A 19,222-nucleotide genomic window follows, 5' to 3' on the forward strand; every position below is an offset into this window, starting at 1 on the left:
GCGGATAGGGTCGGGGTACAGTCCGGCCCCGGGCAGGTCCCGGCTCACCGCAACCGCCCGGACCGTGGGCCGGGACAGGGAAGGATGCGTCATGACCGGGCAGCGATTGGGCCGCTACCGGCTCGAGCGATTGCTCGGCCAGGGTGGGATGGGCCAGGTGTGGCTGGCCCACGCCGAGCCCGTCGGCGGACGCCCGGGCGGGCGGGTCGCGCTCAAGCTGCTACCCGTCGAACTCGCCGCCGACCAGACCTACCGCAGCCGGTTCGAACGCGAAGCCGAACTCGCCGCACGCCTGCACGACAGTCATATCGTGCCGATCCACGCCCACGGTGCGCTGGACGGTCGCCTGTTCATCGAGATGGAGTACGTCGAGGGCGACGATCTGGGCCGTGTCCTGCGTACGAACGGCCCGCTGACGCCGCGGCGCGCGGTCGATATCGTCGCCCAGACCGCGGCGGCGCTGGATGCCGCGCACCGGGCGGGACTGGTGCATCGGGATGTGAAACCGTCCAATATCGTCGTCCGGCGCGACGGTTTCGTGTATCTCATCGACTTCGGTATCGCCCACGGCGCCGGCAGCACCGCCCTCACCGCCTCCGGACTGGCGGTCGGGACCTGGGCGTACATGGCTCCGGAACGGTTCACCGGGAGCACCGACGCGCGCGCCGATATCTACTCCCTGGGCTGTGTGCTCTACGAATGCCTGGCCGGTACCCGGCCGTTCGGCGATACCGATCCGGCGCGGCAGATGCACGACCATCTCACGACCACGCCGCCCAGTGTGCGCGCGCTGGTCCCGGGAATCCCAATGGAACTGGACCGCGTGATCGCCCGGGCGCTGGCCAAGGACCCGGACGACCGCTATCGCACCGCCGGCGAGTTCGCGCGGGCCGCGCAGGGCGCTCTCCCGGGTGCGGCGCCGGCACCGGATCCCGGCGCTGTGGAGCATCCCGGGACCCGCCACTACGAACTGGACGACCGGCCCGCCGCGGCGGTCGCGGCCCCGCCGGGCACCAGGGCCTACACGGAATACACACCCGGGGGCCCGGCGGCCGGGCAGTCCTCCTCGTACCCCGCCACCCGGGCCTACACCGGACATGCTCCCGGCGACCCGGCGCCGGGGCCTTCCGCGGCTCACCCCCCGACGCGGGCCTACACCCGCCTGGAGAACAGGCCGCGGCCCGGGCACGGGAGCGGTCCGGCGCAGGCAGCCGGGCCCCCGCCGTACAGCGGGGGCAATGCGGTCGCGCCGAACCGCCCCGCGCCCCACCGTCCAGGCCCCCCGCCCGGCCGCCGCGCGCCGCGCGCCCGGGCGAAACCGCCGCGGCGCCGCAAGAGCCTCGTGCGCCGGTTGGTGCTCTGGCCGATCGTGCTCGTGGTCGTGCCGCTGCTGTTGATCGGCGGCTGTGTGGCCGCGCTGGTCGGTGGTGCCGGGTCGATCCGGTTCTTCGGCGACGACCTGCCGACGGCCGGGAGCATCGCCGATCCCGGCGTTCCGGTCCGGGACGGCAACTTCGAATTCGCGGTCCGCAATGTGGAAGCGGGGGTGGGAGCGGTCGGTCTCGAACGCGCCGAGGGGACGTTCGTGGTGGTCAGCTTCACCGTGCGCAATATCGCGGCCCAACCGAAGACCTACCTGCCGCTCGGGCAGGAACTCCGCGATACGGCGGGAGTGAAGTACGCCCCCGATGTGACCGCCACCGCGCAGCGCGCAGCCGCCGCGGCCGCCCCGCGCGCCCTGCAACCCGATGAGTCGCTGGGCACGCACCTGGTCTTCGAGGTGCCCACCGGATCGGTGCCCGCGAGCATGACCTTCCGCGATTTCCCGCTCTCGTTCGGTACCACGGTCGCCCTGGACGCCCAGTAGCCCGGGGTCAGTTCAGCCGCAGCGTCCACGCGGTCCGGTGGTGCAGCCGGACCCGGGCGCCCGGCGCCACATCGAAACGCCAGAACGATTCCGGCGCGGCCGCCAGGGCCACGACCAGCACGGCCCGGATCACCGCCGGATGGGTCACCGCGATCGAATGCGGCGCCTCGCCATCGGCCACCTCATCGAGCCACCCGCGGACCCGGTCCAGCAGGTCCAGGACGGACTCTCCCCCGTGGCCGCGATATCCGGGCTCGGTGAGCCAGCGGCCCACTTCTTCCGGCGGCAGCAGCCCCGGTTCCGTACCGCGCCAGGCGCCCGCGTCGAGATCGCGTAATCTCGATAGTGGTGCGGCATCCAAGCCCAGTAGTCGGGCAGTCTCCCTGGTCCGCCGCTCCGGGCCCACGACTATCCGCGCGCCTGCCGGTGGTTCGACCACCCGGTCTGCCAGCATCGCCCGCCCCGCCGGGGTGAGCGGTTCATCGGCCGGGAAACGCGCCGCCCGTGACGCCTCGGTGACACCGTGGGAGATCAACTCGAGTTTCCGAACACCAGGCACCGTCGAAGCATAGAAACGCCGGACTGTCACCGGTAGCCGGCTCGAAGCATCATCACGGCTCCCGGTCCATCGTGCCCCGCTGCCAGCCAGGAGGTGATCGAGGAATGACAGACATACTCATCCGCGCCGTGCCCGGTGCGGTTATCGACGAGATCGACCGGCAAGCCAATGGCCTGGGTATATCCCGTACCGAATTCCTCCGCCGCCGACTCAGCCGGGAGTTCCAGCGGGTCGGCGGGGTGACCACCGAGGACCTGATCCGGCTGGCCGGACTCGTCACTGAGAACCGAACCCCCGACCTGCTCTCGCCCGACCTCGCCGAAACAGAATTCACCGACCCCGGGGTCACCGGCCCCGATCTGGTCGACGGAGCCCCCGCCTGACCGGTCGGTCGCCCGGCCGGCCCGCGCCGGCCGGGTCGCGACCGTCCCGGTGTCGGTGCTCCGGTGCACACTGGTTTCCGTGACCGAGTTCTCCGCCGCCACCCAGCAGTGGTTCGACGGTGCGTTCCCCGCGCCGACGGCCGCCCAGCTGGGCGCGTGGCAGGCGATCGCGGCCGGTGAGCACACCCTCGTGATCGCGCCGACAGGGTCCGGCAAGACCCTGTCGGCGTTCCTGTGGGCCATCGACCGGCTGGCCGCGGCCGATCCGCCGGAATCGGGTACCTCGGTGCTCTACATCTCCCCGCTCAAGGCCCTGGCCGTGGACGTGGAGCGGAATCTGCGCGCGCCGCTGGTCGGGGTGCGCCAGACGGCCCGCCGCCTCGGTCTGCCGGCCCCGGAGATCAGCGTCGGCGTCCGTTCCGGTGACACCACCGCGCAGGAGCGCCGCCGGTTGCAGCGCACCCCGCCCGATATCCTCATCACCACCCCGGAATCGCTGTTCCTGATGCTCACCTCCGCGGCCCGGGAAACCCTCCGCGGCGTGCGCACGGTCATCGTGGACGAGGTACACGCCATCGCCGGTTCGAAGCGGGGGTCGCATCTGGCGCTGTCCCTGGCCCGGCTGGACACCCTCACCGAACGGCCCGCGCAGCGGATCGGCCTGTCCGCGACCGTCCGGCCGCCCGAGGAGGTGGGCCGGTTCCTGGTGGGCTCGACGCCGATCACCGTCGTGAACCCGCCCGCGCCCAAGACCTTCGACCTCTCGGTGCGGGTCCCGGTCCCGGATATGACCGAGCCGGGCGAGTCCGACCAGCCCGGATCGTTGTGGCCGCATGTGGACGAGGCGATCGTCGAACTCGTACTCGAACACCGTTCGTCGATCGTGTTCGCCAATTCGCGCCGGCTCGCCGAACGGCTGACCGCCCGGCTGAACGAGGCCTACGCCGGACGGCTGGGCGAATCCGTCGACACCGCTCATCCCCCGCCCGCCCAGCTCGGGCCGTCCACGGAGGTGAACCACGGCGCCGAACCGCTGCTGGCCCGGGCGCACCACGGTTCGGTGAGCAAAGAACAGCGGGCCCTGATCGAGGACGATCTCAAAAGCGGCCGGCTGCGCTGTGTGGTGGCCACCAGCAGTCTCGAACTCGGTATCGATATGGGCGCGGTGGACCTCGTGGTGCAGGTCGAGGCGCCGCCCTCGGTGGCGAGCGGGTTGCAGCGCATCGGCCGGGCCGGCCATCAGGTGGGCGAGATATCGCGCGGAGTGCTCTTCCCCAAGCACCGCACCGATGTGGTGCACTGCGCGGTGGCCGCGCAGCGGATGCTGGCCGGGCAGATCGAGGCGTTGAAGATACCCGCGCATCCACTGGACATCCTCGCCCAGCAGACGGTCGCGGCCTGCGCCCTGGAACCGCTGGACGTCGACACCTGGTTCGACACCGTGCGCGGCACCGGCAGCTATGCCGCGCTCCCCCGTTCCTCCTACGAGGCGGTACTGGATCTGCTGGCCGGCCGCTACCCCTCCGACGAGTTCGCCGAACTCCGGCCGCGCCTGGTCTGGGACCGCGACGCCGGCACCCTCACCGGCCGCCCGGGTGCTCAGCGACTGGCGGTGACCTCGGGCGGCGCGATCCCCGATCGCGGCATGTTCACGGTGTACATGGTCGGCGAGAAGGCTTCGCGGGTGGGCGAACTCGACGAGGAGATGGTCTACGAGTCACGGGTCGGCGATGTCTTCGCGCTCGGCGCCACCAGCTGGCGGATCGAGGACATCACCTTCGACCGCGTCCTGGTGACCCCCGCCTTCGGCCACCCCGGGCGCTTGCCGTTCTGGCACGGTGATTCACTCGGCCGCCCGGCCGAACTCGGTGCCGCGCTGGGCCAATTCATCCGTCGAGCCGGTGCCCAGACCTCCCCGGAAACCCTCACCGAGCAGACCACCGCGGCCGGGCTCGACGAGAACGCGACCGCGAACCTGCGTGCGCTGCTGGAAGACCAGCGCAACGCGACCGGGCGGTTGCCCACCGACCGCACCCTGGTGGTCGAACGTTTCCGCGACGAACTCGGTGACTGGCGGCTGGTCCTGCACTCGCCCTACGGAATGCCCGTGCACGCGGCCTGGGCGCTGGCCGTCGGCGCCCGCCTGCGGGAGCGCTTCGGCGTCGATGCCGCCCCGAACGCCTCCGACGACGGCATCGTGGTGCGGCTGCCCGACACCACCGACGAGCCGCCGGGTGCGGAACTGTTCGTCTTCGAACCCGACGAGATCGACGACCTGGTCACCGAACAGGTCGGCGGGTCGGCACTGTTCGCGTCCCGTTTCCGGGAGTGCGCGGCCCGGGCGTTACTACTGCCGCGCCGCGATCCGGGACGGCGCGCGCCGCTGTGGCAGCAGCGGCAGCGATCGGCTCAATTGCTGGATGTGGCCCGGAAATTCCCGGCCTTCCCGATCCTGCTGGAGACGGTGCGCGAATGTCTGCGCGATGTGTACGATCTGCCGGCGCTACGGGATCTGCTCACCGCCGTGGCGCGCCGCCAGGTACGACTGGTCGAGGTGGAGACGGCCACCCCGTCCCCGTTCGCCAACGCCCTGCTGTTCGACTACATCGGCCAGTTCATGTACGACGGCGACAGTCCGCTGGCCGAACGGCGCGCCGCGGCCCTGTCCCTGGACTCCGCCCTGCTCGCCGAACTGCTCGGCCGGGTGGAGTTGCGGGAACTACTGGACGGTGAGGTCATCGCCCAGGTCGAACTGGAGCTTCAGCGACGCACGCCGGAACGCCACGCGCGAGATATGGAGGGCCTGGCCGATCTCCTGCGGTTGCTCGGCCCGCTGACCCCCGCCGAGGCGCGGGAGCGCTGCCGCGAGGACCCCGCGGAGTGGTTCGCCGAACTCGCCGGCGCCCGGCGCGCGCTCGAGGTCTCCTACGCGGGACAGACGTGGTGGGCCGCCATCGAGGACGCGTCCCGCCTGCGCGATGCACTCGGGGTGCCCCTGCCGATCGGCACCCCGGCCGCCTTCATCGAACCGGTACCCGATCCGCTCGGCGATCTGGTGGCCCGCTACGCCCGCACGCACGGACCCTTCACCACCGAGTCGGTCGCGCACCGGTTCGGTCTGGGCCCCGCGGTCGCGGCGGCGGCGCTACACCGTCTCGGTCTCGAGAAACGCGTGGTGGAGGGCGAGTTCACCCCGGAGACCGGAGGTTCGGAATGGTGCGACGCCCAGGTGCTGCGGCGCCTACGGCGGCGCAGCCTCGCCGCCGCCCGGCACGAGGTCGAACCGGTGTCCACCGCAACCTTCGGCCGGTTCCTGCCCGATTGGCAGCACATCGGCACCGGCGAGTTGCGCGGAATCGACGGCGTGGCGACGGTGGTGGAACAGCTCGCCGGCGTCCCGGTGCCGGCTTCGGCGTGGGAATCGCTGGTTTTCCCGGCCCGCGTCCGCGATTACACTCCCGCCTTCCTCGACGAGCTCATGGCCACCGGCGAGGTGCGCTGGTCCGGCCACGGCGCCATCAACGCCAAGGACGGCTGGATCGCGCTGCATCCGGCCGATCAGGCTCCGCTCACCCTGCCGCCGGCCGACGACCCGGAACTCACCGAAGCCCACTTGGCGCTGCTCACCGCGCTCGGCGCCGACCCCACGCTCATGGCGCTTGGGGAGCAGCGGGCCGATGTCGATCCCGCGCCCCCGGTCCTGCACAGTGGCGGAGCGTATTTCTTCCGCCAACTGTCGGAAGCGACGGGCTTGCTGGACGATGCCGCGGTCGCGGCCGCCCTGTGGGACCTGGTGTGGGCGGGCCTCGTCTCCGGCGATACGTTCGCCCCGGTACGCGCCCGGCTCTCCGGCTCCACCCGGACCCCGACCGCGCACCGCACCCCACGGCGCGCCCCCCGCGGACGCACCTACCTTCCCCGGCCCGCGATGCCGAGCCGGTCGGGTCCGCCCACCGTGGCCGGGCGCTGGTCGCTGCTACCCGAGCGCGCGACCGACAACACGGTCCGCGCGCACGCCACCGCCGACCTGCTGCTCGAGCGCTACGGTGTGCTCACCAAGGGTTCGGTACAGAGCGAGGGCGTACCCGGCGGTTTCGCACTGGTCTACCGCGTGCTCAGCGAATTCGAGGACCGCGGCCGCTGCCGCCGCGGATACTTCGTCGACTCGCTGGGCGGCGCGCAGTTCTCCACCACCGACGTGGTGGACCGGCTGCGCTCGTTCGACGGCGACCGGCGGCCCGCCGGGGCGGCGCTGGCCCTGGCGGCCTGCGATCCGGCCAACCCCTACGGCGCCGCCCTGCCCTGGCCCAAAACCGAGGGCGGAGCCGGTCACCGGCCGGGCCGCAAGGCGGGCGCACTGGTCGTACTGGTCGACGGAGAGCTGGTCCTCTATCTGGAACGCGGCGGAAAAACCCTGCTCACCTGCACCGAGGATCCCGCCGCCCGGCAGGCGGCGGCGGGCGCCCTGGCCGAACTCGTCCGGACCGGCCGGGCGGATTCACTGGTCATCGATCGGGTCGACGGCGAATCGGTGCACGGCAACACCTTCGCCGAGTTCCTCACCGCAGCCGGTTTCGCCACCACCCCGCAAGGCCTGCGCCTGCGACGTGCGGTCGGCCGCCCGTGATCGGCGACCGTTGAGCACCGACAGTGGTGTGAACCTCGACCCGGCCGGCCCGGGACGAGTCCATGAACACCGCCCCGACCCCGCGGCGACGCCGATGGATACCGGCGCTCATGCCCGAGGGTGATGCCGTTTTCCGCGCCGCGCGACGGCTGCGCGCGGCACTCGAGGGCGCGACGCTGACCCGCAGCGATTTCCGCGTGCCCCGCTACGCGACCGTCGATCTGCGCGGCCAGGTCGTGGAGAGCGTGGGCAGCTACGGGAAGCATCTGTTCATCCGCACCGAGACGGTCAGTGTGCACACCCATCTGAAGATGGAGGGCAGCTGGCGGGTCTTCCACTGCGGGCAACGCTGGACCAAACCGCGGGTCGCCGCCCGGATCGTGCTCGGCACCGCGGAGGCCGAGGCCGTCGGATTCGATCTCGGCCTGGTGGAGGTGCTGCGCCGCCGGGACGAGCACACCGCCATCGATCATCTGGGGCCGGATCTGCTCGGTCCCGGCTGGGATCCCGCCGAGGCATTGGCCCGGCTCACCCGCGCACCGGATGTCCCGATCGGTGTCGCCCTGCTCGATCAGCGCAATCTGGCCGGGATCGGCAATATCTACCGCAGCGAGATCTGCTATCTGCGCCGGGTCCATCCGGCTCGCCCGGTGGGTGAAGTGGAGGATTTGCCGGCGCTGGTGAACGAAGCGCAGCGCGTAATGTATCGGGCCGCGCACGGGCCGCCTTGGCGACCGCTGGTCTACGGCCTGGCCCACCGGCCCTGCCGCCGGTGCGGGACCCCCCTGCGGGTCGACATGCTGGGTGAGAAGATGCCGCGCAACGACCGGGTGAGCTACCGGGAACGCGGTATCTACTACTGCCCCAAATGCCAGGTCCCACCCGTCTGAGCACGTACGCTGTCGCATGCCGGCCATCGCCGCCGCTGTGACGGCCGCCATGAGCGCAGTAATGATCGGCCGCTTTCCGACGACACAACGGGTACCGGAAGCAGGTCCCTGAATACTTCCCCACGGCCGAAGCCGGGGGATTTCCAGCTCGGACCGCATCATCGGCACCCTCGGAGGGAGGCCAACCATGTCTTACGTCGTCAACACTGACACGGTCGAGTTCTACCGTGGCCGCCAAAATCACGTGAGCGGCGTTGCGGTCCCTGTCTGCGGTCTGACCGCACACCTCACACCGGAAGACACGCACATCCAACGCGAGCCGCTGCTTGGCTCTCGTACCACAGCTCGCGCAGGTCATAGTCGTATCGGCGGGCGGGACCCACACCACCTTCCGCCCCGCCCGCGTGGCACGTTCGATCAGCTCGCGCTTTGCCGCACCGATCGCGGCATCCGCCGCTTTCCTGGCAATGCTGCTACCGGCCAGGAATTTCGGTTTGAAGTCCTCGACAGCAATCGTCCGATGGTCCGCCACCACCCGCTCACGCCTGCCCACCCTTGTGGACCGATTCGTAGTTCGTAGCCACCGTTGACGGCGCGATCCTGGAGGTAGCGAAACGCTATGTCAAGAACCAAAAGAGCATTTGAGCGGGATCCCGATTCCTTCCCACGACTGAACGCAGGGGTTTCCTCGGGATCACTTCGATGAACACCCGAACCGTCCGGCTGGCCGCCGTCACCGGCAAACTGCTCTCCGCGGTGCTGGCCATCGTGGCCACCGCGGCGTTCTGCTACTTCCTCCTGCATCCCGCCGCGACCCCGCAGGCGCCGGCCCCGGTACCGCTCGGCCCGGCGACCACCACGACGCCGAGCCACCACCCGGCCGCTCATTGAGTGGCAGGCAACCGCGGCCCGGGACGGTTCAGCCCTCGGTGGGCACCGGTTCCAGGATTTCCGGCCGGGGTTCGGGCGCGACGATCCGCAGCGCATCGGCGGAGGCATCGTCGGGCTGGGTCTGCGACCGCACCTCGGCGTCCACCCGGGCCAAATAGGTCCGGACCTCGCGGTCGGTCTCCGCGTCGCTCCAGCCGAGCACCGGGGCGATGAGCCCGGCGACCTCTTGGGCGCACTCGGCGCCGCGGTGCGGGTACTCGATGGAGATCCGGGTGCGCCGGGCGAGCACATCGTCGAGGTGCAGCGCACCCTCCGCGACCACGGCATACACCGCTTCGACCCGCAGATAGGAGGGAGCCGCGGCGATCGGTTGTTTCAGGTCGGGCCGGTCCGCGGCCAGCGCCATGACCTCGTCGACGAGCGAACCGTAACGCTCCAGCAGATGTTTCACCCGGTACGGGTGTATTCCGTAGTCTTCGGCCAGCTGCACGGTCTGGTTGACCAGCGCGAAATAGCCGTCGGCGCCGAGCAGCGGCACCTTCTCGGTGATCGAGGGCGAGACCCGGGCGGGGATGTCCTGGGCGGCCTCGTCCACCGCGTCGTAGGCCATCACCCGGTAGGTCGTGTACTTGCCGCCGGCGATGGCGACCAGTCCCGGCGCGATCCGCGCGACGGCGTGCTCACGCGACAGTTTCGAGGTCTCGTCGCTCTCCCCGGCCAGTAGCGGGCGCAGACCCGCGTACACCCCGTCGATATCCGCATGGGTCAGCGGGGTGACCAGCACCTCGTTCACCCGTTCCAGCAGATAGTCGATATCGGCCTTGGTGGCGGCCGGATGGGCCAGGTCGAGATTCCAGTCGGTGTCGGTGGTGCCGATGATCCAGTGCGCGCCCCACGGGATCACGAACAGCACCGAGGTGCTGGTGCGCAGGATGATCGCGGCGTCGCTGACGATCCGATCACGCGGGACCACGATGTGCACGCCCTTGGAGGCCCGCACATGGAACCGGCCGCGCTGCAGCGACAGCGCCTGCACCTCGTCGGTCCACACACCGGCCGCGTTGATCACCACATGACCGCGGACCTCACCGTTGGTTCCGTCCTCGCTGTCGCGTACCTGCACGCCGACCACCCGGTCGGCTTCCCGCAGGAACCCCACGACCTGGGTGGAAGTGCGGAGCACCGCGCCGTAGTGGGCGGCGGTACGGGCGACGGTCATGGTGTGCCGGGCGTCGTCCACCACTGTGTCGTAGTAGCTGATCCCGCCGATCATCGAGTTACGCCGCATACCCGGAGCCAGCCGCAGCGCCCCGTGCCGCGACAGATGCCGCTGCCCCGGCACGGATTTCGCCCCGCCCATGGTGTCGTAGAGGAACAGTCCCGCCGCGACATAGGGCCGCTCCCACGCCCGCCGGGTGAGCGGGTAGAGGAACCGCAAGGGTTTTACCAGGTGCGGCGCCAGGCGCGACATGGACAGTTCGCGTTCCTTCAACGCCTCCCGGACCAAACCGAATTCGAGCTGTTCCAGATACCGCAGGCCACCGTGGAACATCTTGGACGACCGGCTGGAGGTCCCCGAGGCCAGATCGCGCGCCTCCACCAGCGCCACCTTCAGGCCGCGGGTCGCGGCGTCGAGGGCGATCCCGGCCCCCACGACACCGCCGCCCACCACGATCACATCGAAGTGGTCCTTGTTCAAGCGTTCCCATGCGGAACGGCGCTGATCAGGTCCGAGAAACTGCGATCCCGGCTGTAACATCAGCGTCCCTCCTCCGGAGCAGAGGCATGCGGTCCGCAGAGGCCGAAGCGTTGGCGTAGGTATCGCATCATCGGTATCGACTCCTCGAGTACGCGATCGACTGGGGTCGGCTGTGGGTTTGCGCGTTCGGTGTCCAAGCCTAGTGGCACAGCCGGGCGAAGCCCGCCGACAGCCGCGCACGGCCGGAGCGAAGGCGGAGGTACGCCTAGTGGCACAGCCGGGCGAAGCCCGCCGACAACCGCGCACGGCCGGAGCGAAGGCGGAGGTACGCGTACGGGGGAGCCTCTGGCAAACGTCGGCGGGGAGACACCCGTCACCGATCGGCCGGATTGCGCTAGCCTCCTGCCATGCGCTATGTGGCCGCCATCGACCAGGGCACGACCTCGAGCAGATGCATACTGTTCGATCGGCAGGGAAAGATCGCGGGGGTCGCCCAGCGCGAGCACGACCAGATCTTCCCGAAGCCGGGCTGGGTCGAGCACGATCCGGAAACCCTGTGGCGCAACACCGAATTCGTGCTCGGCGCGGTACTGGACGAGGCCGGCATCACCGCGGGCGATATCGCGGCCGTGGGCGTCACCAACCAGCGCGAGACCACCGTCGTCTGGGAACGCGACACCGGTCGGCCCATTCACAACGCGATCGTCTGGCAGGACACGCGCACCGACCGGTTGTGTACCGAACTCGCCGGATCCTCGGGTGCGGCGCGCTACGCCGAGCGTACCGGCCTGCCGCTGTCGACGTATTTCTCCGGACCCAAGGTGCGCTGGATCCTGGACACCGTGCCGGGCGCGCGCGAGCGGGCGGAGGCGGGCGAACTGTGCTTCGGTACCGTGGACAGCTGGCTGCTGTGGAAGCTGACCGGCCGGCACATCACCGATGTCACCAATGCCTCGCGCACCCTGCTCATGGATCTGCGCACGCTGGCCTGGGACGAACAGATCTGCGCGGAGATCGGCGTGCCGACGGCGATGCTGCCGGAGATCCGGAGTTCCTCGGAGGTCTACGCGGAGATCGGCGCGGGTCCGCTGGCGGGAGTGCCGGTCGCGGGTATCCTCGGCGACCAGCAGGCCGCGATGTTCGGGCAGGCGTGTCTGGCTCCGGGCGAGGCCAAGAACACCTACGGTACCGGCAACTTCATGCTGCTGAACACCGGCACCACCCCCGTTTTCAGTGAGCACGGCCTGCTGACCACGGTGTGTTATCGACTCGGCGACCGGCCGCCGGTGTACGCGCTGGAGGGGTCGATCGCCGTCACCGGCGCCCTGGTGCAGTGGTTCCGCGACAATCTGGGCATCATCTCCTCGGCGCCGGAGATCGAGGATCTCGCGCGCACCGTGGACGACAACGGCGGCGCCTATATCGTCCCGGCGTTCTCCGGGCTGTTCGCCCCGCGCTGGCGGCCCGACGCCCGCGGGGTGATCGCCGGGCTCACCCGATTCGTCACCAAGGCCCATCTCGCCCGCGCGATCCTGGAATCGACCGCCTTCCAGACCCGCGAGGTGATGGACGCCATGCGCGCGGACGCCGAATCCCGATCGCTGGACCTCGAGGCGACAGCCCTCAAGGTCGACGGCGGTATGGTCGCCAATGATCTGCTCATGCAGTTCCAGGCCGATATTCTCGATATACCTGTCGTCCGTCCGCTGGTCAACGAAAACACGGCGCTCGGGGCCGCCTACGCGGCCGGGCTGGCGGTCGAATACTGGTCGGGCACCGAAGACATCCGGGCAAACTGGGCCGCCGACAAGACCTGGAACCCGAGTATGTCCGCCGCCGACCGCGACTCCCGCCTCGCCGACTGGAACAAGGCGGTCGAACGCACCTACAACTGGGCCGAATGAACCGGTGCCCGGTCGCCGGCGGCCCGGGCCAGCCGTGACATCGCCTCGGTGAGCATCTCCGGCGCGGCGGTGGTGAAGCACATCCGCATGGCGTTCGGGTAGGGGTTACTCACCGCGAACGCCCCGCCCGGGACGAAGGCGACTCCCGTCGCGAGTGCCCGCGGCAGCAGTTCACCGGTGTCGGTGCCGTCGGTGAACTCCGCCCAGACGAACATGCCCCCGGACGCGTCCGTACAGCGCAACCGGTCGCCGAAATGGTCGCTGGCCGCGTCGACCAGGGCGGTGGCGCGGGTGGCGTACACCCCGCGGACCGTGTCGATATGGCCGGTGAGCCAGGCGCTGTCGGCGAGCAGTTCGGCGGCGATCTGCTGGGTGAGCGCCGAACCGCACAGGTCGGCCCCCTGTTTCAACAGTTCGACCGCCCGGCACACCCGTGGCGGAGCCACCATCCAGCCCACCCGCAGGGTGGGCGCGATGATCTTCGACGCCGAGGACAGCCGGATGACCGTCGACGAATACGAGGCCACCGGCGCGGGCGCGGGCCGGTCGAACCACAGTTCGCCGTACGGATCGTCCTCGATCACCCAGAACCCGTGTTCCTCGGCCAGCGCGGCGAGCGCCTGCCTGCGGTGGGGGCTCATGGTCACGCCACCGGGGTTGTGGAAGTTGCTCACGGTGTGCACCAGCGCCGGACGCTCCCCGGCGGCGAGTAGCTCGGCGAGCCGGTCCACCCGCAGGCCCTCGCCGTCCAGCGGCACCGCCACGATCCGCGCACCGGCCGCCCGGAACACCTGTAGCGCGCCGACATAGGCCGGATCCTCGACCACCACCAGCGCCCCCGGGTCGAGCAGCACCTCGGCGAGCAGTGACAATGCCTGTTGCGAACCATGGGTCACGAAGATCTCGGCGATATCGACCCGGCGACCGAACCGGTCCGATTCCCGGCCGGCCAGGACCTCGCGCAGCGGGCCCCACCCCGGGGACTCCGTGTACTGCAGCGCGGCACTGGTCCGTAGCGCCGACTCCGCCGCGGCGGCCATGCGCGCGCCGGGCATCAGCTCGGCGTCGGGCAGGCCGCCGGCCAAACTGAGAATATTCGGGGCGGCGGTGAGTTTCAGCAGGTCACGAATGACGGAGCTGGTGAGGCCGGCCAGCTTGCCGGCCAGCGGCGGTTCGAGATGCGACATAGGAGCCTCCGGAAATTACCTGCCGATAAACCCGATCATCCCATGAATTATCACCATATGACATTGTGATTTCACATACTGGGATCAGCGGCGGTCTGCGATCACCCAGAGCACGGTTTTCCCGTCCCGATCCACCGTGGTCACCGTCTGCTTGTACACCGTCGTCTTACCGTCCGGACGCAGCTCGGTCAGGTCGACATCGAACGAGTTCGGTGCCCGCTCGGTGATCCGCACGCAATGCTCGGTACCCGCCGGAATATGCGTATCGATCGCCGACTGAATCGTCTCCGCGGAAGAAATGGCAGGCGAATCCGCCGCGACGAACTGACGGGCTCCCACCCCGCTACGCTCCACGTAGAACTGATGCTGGAAACCGAGAATGGCGCCCGCGCCGCTGGTCGTATCCCCGACCCCGTCGCCGACGATCACCCCGCCCTCCTGACTCGCCGGACAGCTCAGCGCGGAACCGGAATCGGCGACCGGCGGCCCCGCGGGCGCATCGTCACCACCACTCACCACCACGATCGCCACCCCCACCGCGACCAACGCCACCAGCACCGCGACCACCGTCACGATCCGGCCGGGCGGGAGACCGCGGCGCGGTTTCGCGGCCAGCGCCCCGGCCACCGACTGCGGCGTGAGCTTCTGGGCGATCGGATCGCTGTCCCAGGACAGACCACCCGCCCGCGGCCGGACCGAACCCGCGGCCGGCTCGGACCCACCGGACTGGTTCGGCTGACCCGCCCCCGGCCAACGCAGGTCCGGACCGGTGTGGCGGACCGTGGCCTGATCCGGTACCGGTGCCCATTCGCCGGACGGCGAGGTGCGCGGGGCCGGATCCGGTGGAATCTGGTGGCGGACCGTGGTGGAGTCCGCGTCGGGCGCGGGCCGCGTCACCGGCCGGGACTCGGCCGGCGCCGGTCGCTGGACCGGGGTGGAGCTGTCCGGCGCCCGGTATCCGGGCGGCGGCGGAGGAACAGCCGGCGGCTCGGCCGCGCCGGCACCGGGTGCCGGGCGCCAGGTCAAGCCGGAATCCTCCGGACGCGTATTCGGCTTCCAGCCCGGCATCGATGGCTCGCCCGTCGGCGGCCCGAACTCCGATACCGGCGGACCGAAATCGCCGGTAGGGGGTCCGAAATCCGCCCGTTCGGGTTCGCGCTCTCTACCTTCGCCCTCGCCGGTCACAGCCCATCCCTTCCGAGACACGCGGGTGGGGCGGCCGTGCACGACCGCCCCACCCGGCAAGATTTCACTCGTGTCAGTACTGGAGTGAACCACCCCACTGGGTATTGACGCCACCGAGGTTCAGCGCCTGCTCCGGGTAGTTGCCCGGCGGCAGCAGCGGCGGGGGCGGCGGAATCTTGGCCGCGGCGTCGAGCGCGGCGGCGCCGCCCGGCTGCTGAGCGATCCAGTGCTCCACGGCGGCCTTCGCCGTGTTCACGGGGGTGGTGTCGATCACGTGGTCGAGCCGGTTGTCCGGCAACCCGTTCCCACCGGTGAACGTCGACACGTTGATGGTGTTCTCGTCGACGAATTCCACCGAGATACCGGCCTCGCCCGTACCCGTCGGGGTACGGAAGCCGGCGGTGCCGACATAGCCGGACTGATTGGAGAAGTGGTGGGTGTTGGCGAAATGCCCGGGAGCCAGGGAACCGCCGTCGAGGGCGGCACCGATCTCCATATGCGGACCCTGCATCTCGACGACCGGCGCGACCGGCGCCTCGTCCATACTCGGCGCCTGCCACTGCGGGCTCTGCGGCTCGATCAGGGTATCGGTCTGCGGAGCACTGGGCTGCGCGTTCTCCCCATCGGTCTCCGGCGCCACGGCGGGCGCGTCACCCGGCTGCGCGGGCGGCTGCTGCCCCTGCGGCGTATTCGGCGAGATGGCCGGCTGCGCCGGAGCGGGCTGCCCCGGGACGGGCAGGGGCGCCACGCGCGGCGTGGTGACACCGGGCTGGGTCGGGCCGGTGCGGCCCTGCTCGTCCTGACCCTGCTCCGGGGTGGTGACACCGGGCTGGCTCGGGCTCGGAGTCGGGCTGCTCTCCGGCTTTTCCTCGTTGTTCTGCACACCGGGCTGGCTCGGCGTGGTCTCCGGCTCGCTCTGCCGGCCATCGGTGCCGGGCTGCTGCTGATTATTCGTACCCGGCTGCGAAGGCGCGGGCACCGGCGTCGTCGGGGTAGCCGGCTGGTCGCTCGGAACGGCCCCCGCCGGCGACGCGAAAATGGCCATGGCCGCGGCAGTCGCAAGAGGCAGCGAAGTGCTCGCCACCGCCCGGCCCGCCCGGTTCGGCTTACGATGTTTCACTTTTCGCCCAATCCCTTTCCCGGATGCGGCGCCACCTGCGGTCCGCGTCCAGTTCCGTCTCATCCGAGACACGAACTCCAGCGGTTCACCCGATAGTGGGCCGTTCGCTGTCCGAGTCCGAAAGGACGAATCCCCCGGCACCAAACTCCACGACCGCCCGTCGATCGCATCTCTGCCTCGGAAGTGAACCACACTCGAGCAATTCCGGCAATGTGACGAAAACTCACCACGGGCAGGAACACTCGCGGGTGAAACACGGGTGAAAAAGCAGTGACGCGACCAGGAACTCGGGCCGATTCCGGCAACCGATTTCGTTTACGGCCGCAATTCCCGGACGGGTCGGTATTCCCACCCACTACCCACCGGCGCCGCCGACAACTCAGCCCAGGTCGTCGTGGCGCATGAGCTGGCGGGCGGCCTCCATGACCGAGCCGGTGAGCGAGGGGTACACCGAAAAGGTTTGCGCCAGATCGTTGACCGTCAGATTGTTCTGGACCGCCAGCGCAATCGGCAGGATCAGCTCGGAGGCGATCGGGGCGACCACCACACCGCCGATGACCACACCCGTTGCCGGACGGCAGAAGATCTTGACGAAACCGCGGCGCAGACCCGACATCTTCGCCCGCGGATTGGTGTTCAGCGGCAGCATCACCGTGCGTGCCGGGGTCTCCCCGTTGTCGATGGCCGTCTGGCTCACCCCCACGGTCGCGATCTCCGGACGGGTGAACACCGCCGAGGCCACCGTCTTGAGCCGGATCGGGCTGACCCCCTCGCCCAGCACGTGGTACATCGCGATCCGGCCCTGCATGGCGGCCACCGAGGCCAGCGGCAACAGACCGGTGCAGTCACCCGCGGCGTAGATACCGGGCACCCCGGTCCGCGAGACCCGGTCCACCCGCAGGTATCCGCCGCGGTCCAGTTCGATACCGGCCTGCTCCAGGCCCAGCCCACCGGTGTTCGGCGTGGATCCCACGGTCATCAGGGCGTGCGAACCCGACACCGTTCGGCCGTCGGCCAGGGTGACCAGTACCGAATCACCGGTGCGCTCCACCTTGTCGGCCCGGGCGTGCTTCACCAGTTCCACACCACGTTCGGCGAAGGCATCCTCCAGCACCAGGGCGGCGTCCGCGTCCTCCCCGGGCAGCACCCGGTCCCGGCTGGACACCAGGATCACCCGCACGCCCATTTCCGTGTACGCGGAGACGAATTCGGCGCCGGTCACACCGGAACCGACCACCACCAGTGTCTCCGGCAGCTCCGCCAGGTCGTAGAGCTGCCGCCAGTTCAGGATCCGCTCCCCGTCCGGCTCGGCCCCGGGCAGCACCCGCGGCGAGGCACCGGTGGCGATCAGCACCACCTCCGCCTCGACGGTCTCCTCGGTCGCGTCCGGGAACGACACCACGACCCGATGCGTCGCCCGGCCCGATCCCGGCCCCGCCAGCCGCCCCCGCCCCGGCAGCACCCGCACCCCCGCCGCCTGCAACTTGGACCGGATATCCGAGGACTGCGCCAGCGCCAGCGCCTTCACCCGCTCGTTGACCTCGGGCAACCGCACCTCGGCCTGGCTCGGGTCGAGCGTGATCCCCAGGTTTCGGGCGCGCCGCAGATCGGTCCGAACACCGGTGGAAGCGATGAACGTCTTCGACGGCACACAATCCCAGAGCACACACGCCCCGCCGATACCATCGGAATCGATCAGCACCACCTGCGCCCCGTGCTGGGCCGCGACCAGCGCCGCTTCGTAGCCTGCCGGTCCGCCACCGATGATCGCAATGCGGGTCATACATTCCCCTTGTCCTAATCACCCGCGCGGCGCGCGGCAGCTTCGCGGCCTTCACTCGCCGGGAACCAGCCTAATAGGTGCTGCCGATCGCACCCCATCGGCATTCCGCGCGGAGCCGCGCCGAAGGTGGAGGCAGCCCCGGCACGCACCCCGCGCACGCTCCCGGCCTGGTCGCACCGGCCCGAAGCACAGCCGGGAACCCGATTTACGACGCCCCGTACCGGTGAGAGCGAGCACACAACTAAGCTGCCGGTGTGCCGATCTACGCTGCCTACGGGTCCAATATGGATTCGACCCAGATGCTCGAGCGCTGTCCGCACTCCCCCATGTCCGGGACGGGCTGGCTGGAGGGCTGGCGCCTCACCTTCAGCGGGGACGACATCGGCTGGGAAGGTCCGCTCGCCACCGTGGTGGAAGAACCCGGCTCCCGGGTCTTCGTCGTGCTTTACGACGTCTCCCCGGAGGACGAGCAGCGGCTCGACCGCTGGGAGGGATCCGATTTCGGAATCCACCGCAAGATCCGGCTCCGCGTGACTCCCAGTCCGGGGAGCGGCAGCGACCCGATCCTCGCCTGGCTGTACGTCCTCGACGCCTACGAAGGCGGACTCCCGTCGGCGCGTTACATCGGCGTGATGGCCGACGCGGCCGAGAAGGCGGGCGCCCCGGAGGAGTACGTACACGCCCTGCGCACCCGCAACAGCCGGAACGTGGGCCCGGGAAACAACTTCAATTGATTTCGGCGCGCCTGCGGCGCGCGGGGTCGAGGCCCCCTCGGTCCCGCCGTTCAGGCCTCGGGACTCGAGCCTTCGGCTCATGCGATGTGCGGTGGACCGTCCATAGCGCGCGACCATTGAGCACCTCCGGCCAAGGGACGGGACGGGCCTCGGCCCTTGCAGGTCCTCGTAAGGCGAGGCGCCGAGCGGTCGCCGCTGTTCGTGAAATCGATCAGACGCCAGGTCGGCCGGGCGGTCGAGTCGGCATCCGATCCGGCCATCGAATGCCGACGCAACCGTATGCGTCGAGTCTTACGAGACACCTCGAAGGGTTGAGGCCCGTCTCGCCGTTTCGGCCTCGAAAGCGCATGAGCCGAAGGCTCGAGTCTCGAGGCCGAAACGGCGAGACCAAGG

General features: G+C 70.0%; 13 protein-coding genes and 1 pseudogene. 7 read left to right on the forward strand and 7 right to left on the reverse strand.

Annotation, left to right across the window (positions count from 1 at the left end):
- Positions 1-91: 91 nt before the first annotated feature.
- Complete coding sequence (locus AB0H42_RS33340) at positions 92-1,867, forward strand: protein kinase (protein WP_357063226.1); 1,776 nt, start codon at positions 92-94, stop codon at positions 1,865-1,867.
- A gap of 7 nt (positions 1,868-1,874) precedes the next feature.
- Here the strand turns inward: AB0H42_RS33340 and AB0H42_RS33345 are convergent, their stop codons facing one another.
- The gene (locus AB0H42_RS33345; protein WP_357063229.1) at positions 1,875-2,426 is read right to left on the reverse strand and encodes a histidine phosphatase family protein; all 552 of its coding nucleotides are present in this window, start codon (positions 2,424-2,426) and stop codon (positions 1,875-1,877) included.
- Between the two features lie 104 nt (positions 2,427-2,530).
- On the opposite strand from AB0H42_RS33345, the gene AB0H42_RS33350 reads away from it, so the two are divergent.
- From AB0H42_RS33350 to AB0H42_RS33360, 3 genes are all read left to right on the forward strand, one after another.
- Positions 2,531-2,809 (forward strand): antitoxin, encoded by a 279-nt coding sequence (locus AB0H42_RS33350; RefSeq protein WP_357063232.1) that lies wholly within the window; start codon positions 2,531-2,533, stop codon positions 2,807-2,809.
- 79 nt (positions 2,810-2,888) lie between these two features.
- The gene (locus AB0H42_RS33355; protein ID WP_357063235.1) at positions 2,889-7,436 is read left to right on the forward strand and encodes an ATP-dependent helicase; all 4,548 of its coding nucleotides are present in this window, start codon (positions 2,889-2,891) and stop codon (positions 7,434-7,436) included.
- 110 nt (positions 7,437-7,546) lie between these two features.
- Complete coding sequence (locus AB0H42_RS33360) at positions 7,547-8,326, forward strand: DNA-formamidopyrimidine glycosylase family protein (protein ID WP_357063238.1); 780 nt, start codon at positions 7,547-7,549, stop codon at positions 8,324-8,326.
- A 247-nt stretch (positions 8,327-8,573) separates the two neighbouring features.
- Here AB0H42_RS33360 and AB0H42_RS33365 read toward each other — a convergent pair.
- A pseudogene (locus tag AB0H42_RS33365) lies at positions 8,574-8,879 on the reverse strand (transposase); the annotation flags it as partial.
- Positions 8,880-9,028: 149 nt separating this feature from the next.
- On the opposite strand from AB0H42_RS33365, the gene AB0H42_RS33370 reads away from it, so the two are divergent.
- The gene (locus AB0H42_RS33370) at positions 9,029-9,217 is read left to right on the forward strand and encodes a hypothetical protein (RefSeq protein WP_357063241.1); all 189 of its coding nucleotides are present in this window, start codon (positions 9,029-9,031) and stop codon (positions 9,215-9,217) included.
- 28 nt (positions 9,218-9,245) lie between these two features.
- Here AB0H42_RS33370 and glpD read toward each other — a convergent pair whose 3' ends face one another.
- The gene (glpD, locus tag AB0H42_RS33375) at positions 9,246-10,979 is read right to left on the reverse strand and encodes a glycerol-3-phosphate dehydrogenase (RefSeq protein ID WP_357063257.1); all 1,734 of its coding nucleotides are present in this window, start codon (positions 10,977-10,979) and stop codon (positions 9,246-9,248) included.
- Positions 10,980-11,323: 344 nt separating this feature from the next.
- On the opposite strand from glpD, the gene glpK reads away from it, so the two are divergent.
- Positions 11,324-12,820: a glycerol kinase GlpK gene (glpK, locus tag AB0H42_RS33380; RefSeq protein WP_357063244.1), complete on the forward strand. Its 1,497-nt coding sequence runs from the start codon at positions 11,324-11,326 to the stop codon at positions 12,818-12,820.
- Here glpK and AB0H42_RS33385 read toward each other — a convergent pair.
- The 4 genes from AB0H42_RS33385 to AB0H42_RS33400 form a co-directional block, all read right to left on the reverse strand.
- Positions 12,802-14,007, reverse strand: a complete 1,206-nt coding sequence (locus AB0H42_RS33385) for a PLP-dependent aminotransferase family protein (RefSeq protein WP_357063247.1) — start codon at positions 14,005-14,007, stop codon at positions 12,802-12,804. The genes glpK and AB0H42_RS33385 overlap by 19 nt on opposite strands.
- An 84-nt stretch (positions 14,008-14,091) precedes the next feature.
- Positions 14,092-15,033, reverse strand: a complete 942-nt coding sequence (locus tag AB0H42_RS33390) for a hypothetical protein (protein WP_357063249.1) — start codon at positions 15,031-15,033, stop codon at positions 14,092-14,094.
- 232 nt (positions 15,034-15,265) lie between these two features.
- Positions 15,266-16,171, reverse strand: a complete 906-nt coding sequence (locus AB0H42_RS33395) for a hypothetical protein (protein WP_357063251.1) — start codon at positions 16,169-16,171, stop codon at positions 15,266-15,268.
- Between the two features lie 520 nt (positions 16,172-16,691).
- Positions 16,692-18,095: an NAD(P)H-quinone dehydrogenase gene (locus AB0H42_RS33400; RefSeq protein ID WP_357063254.1), complete on the reverse strand. Its 1,404-nt coding sequence runs from the start codon at positions 18,093-18,095 to the stop codon at positions 16,692-16,694.
- Positions 18,096-18,349: 254 nt separating this feature from the next.
- Between AB0H42_RS33400 and AB0H42_RS33405 the strand changes: the two genes are divergently transcribed.
- Complete coding sequence (locus AB0H42_RS33405) at positions 18,350-18,829, forward strand: gamma-glutamylcyclotransferase (protein WP_265802444.1); 480 nt, start codon at positions 18,350-18,352, stop codon at positions 18,827-18,829.
- The last annotated feature ends 393 nt before the right edge of the window (positions 18,830-19,222 follow it).

Origin of the sequence: Nocardia sp. NPDC050799 (assembly GCF_040654015.1) — a bacterium.
Taxonomy (GTDB): Bacteria; Actinomycetota; Actinomycetes; order Mycobacteriales; family Mycobacteriaceae; genus Nocardia.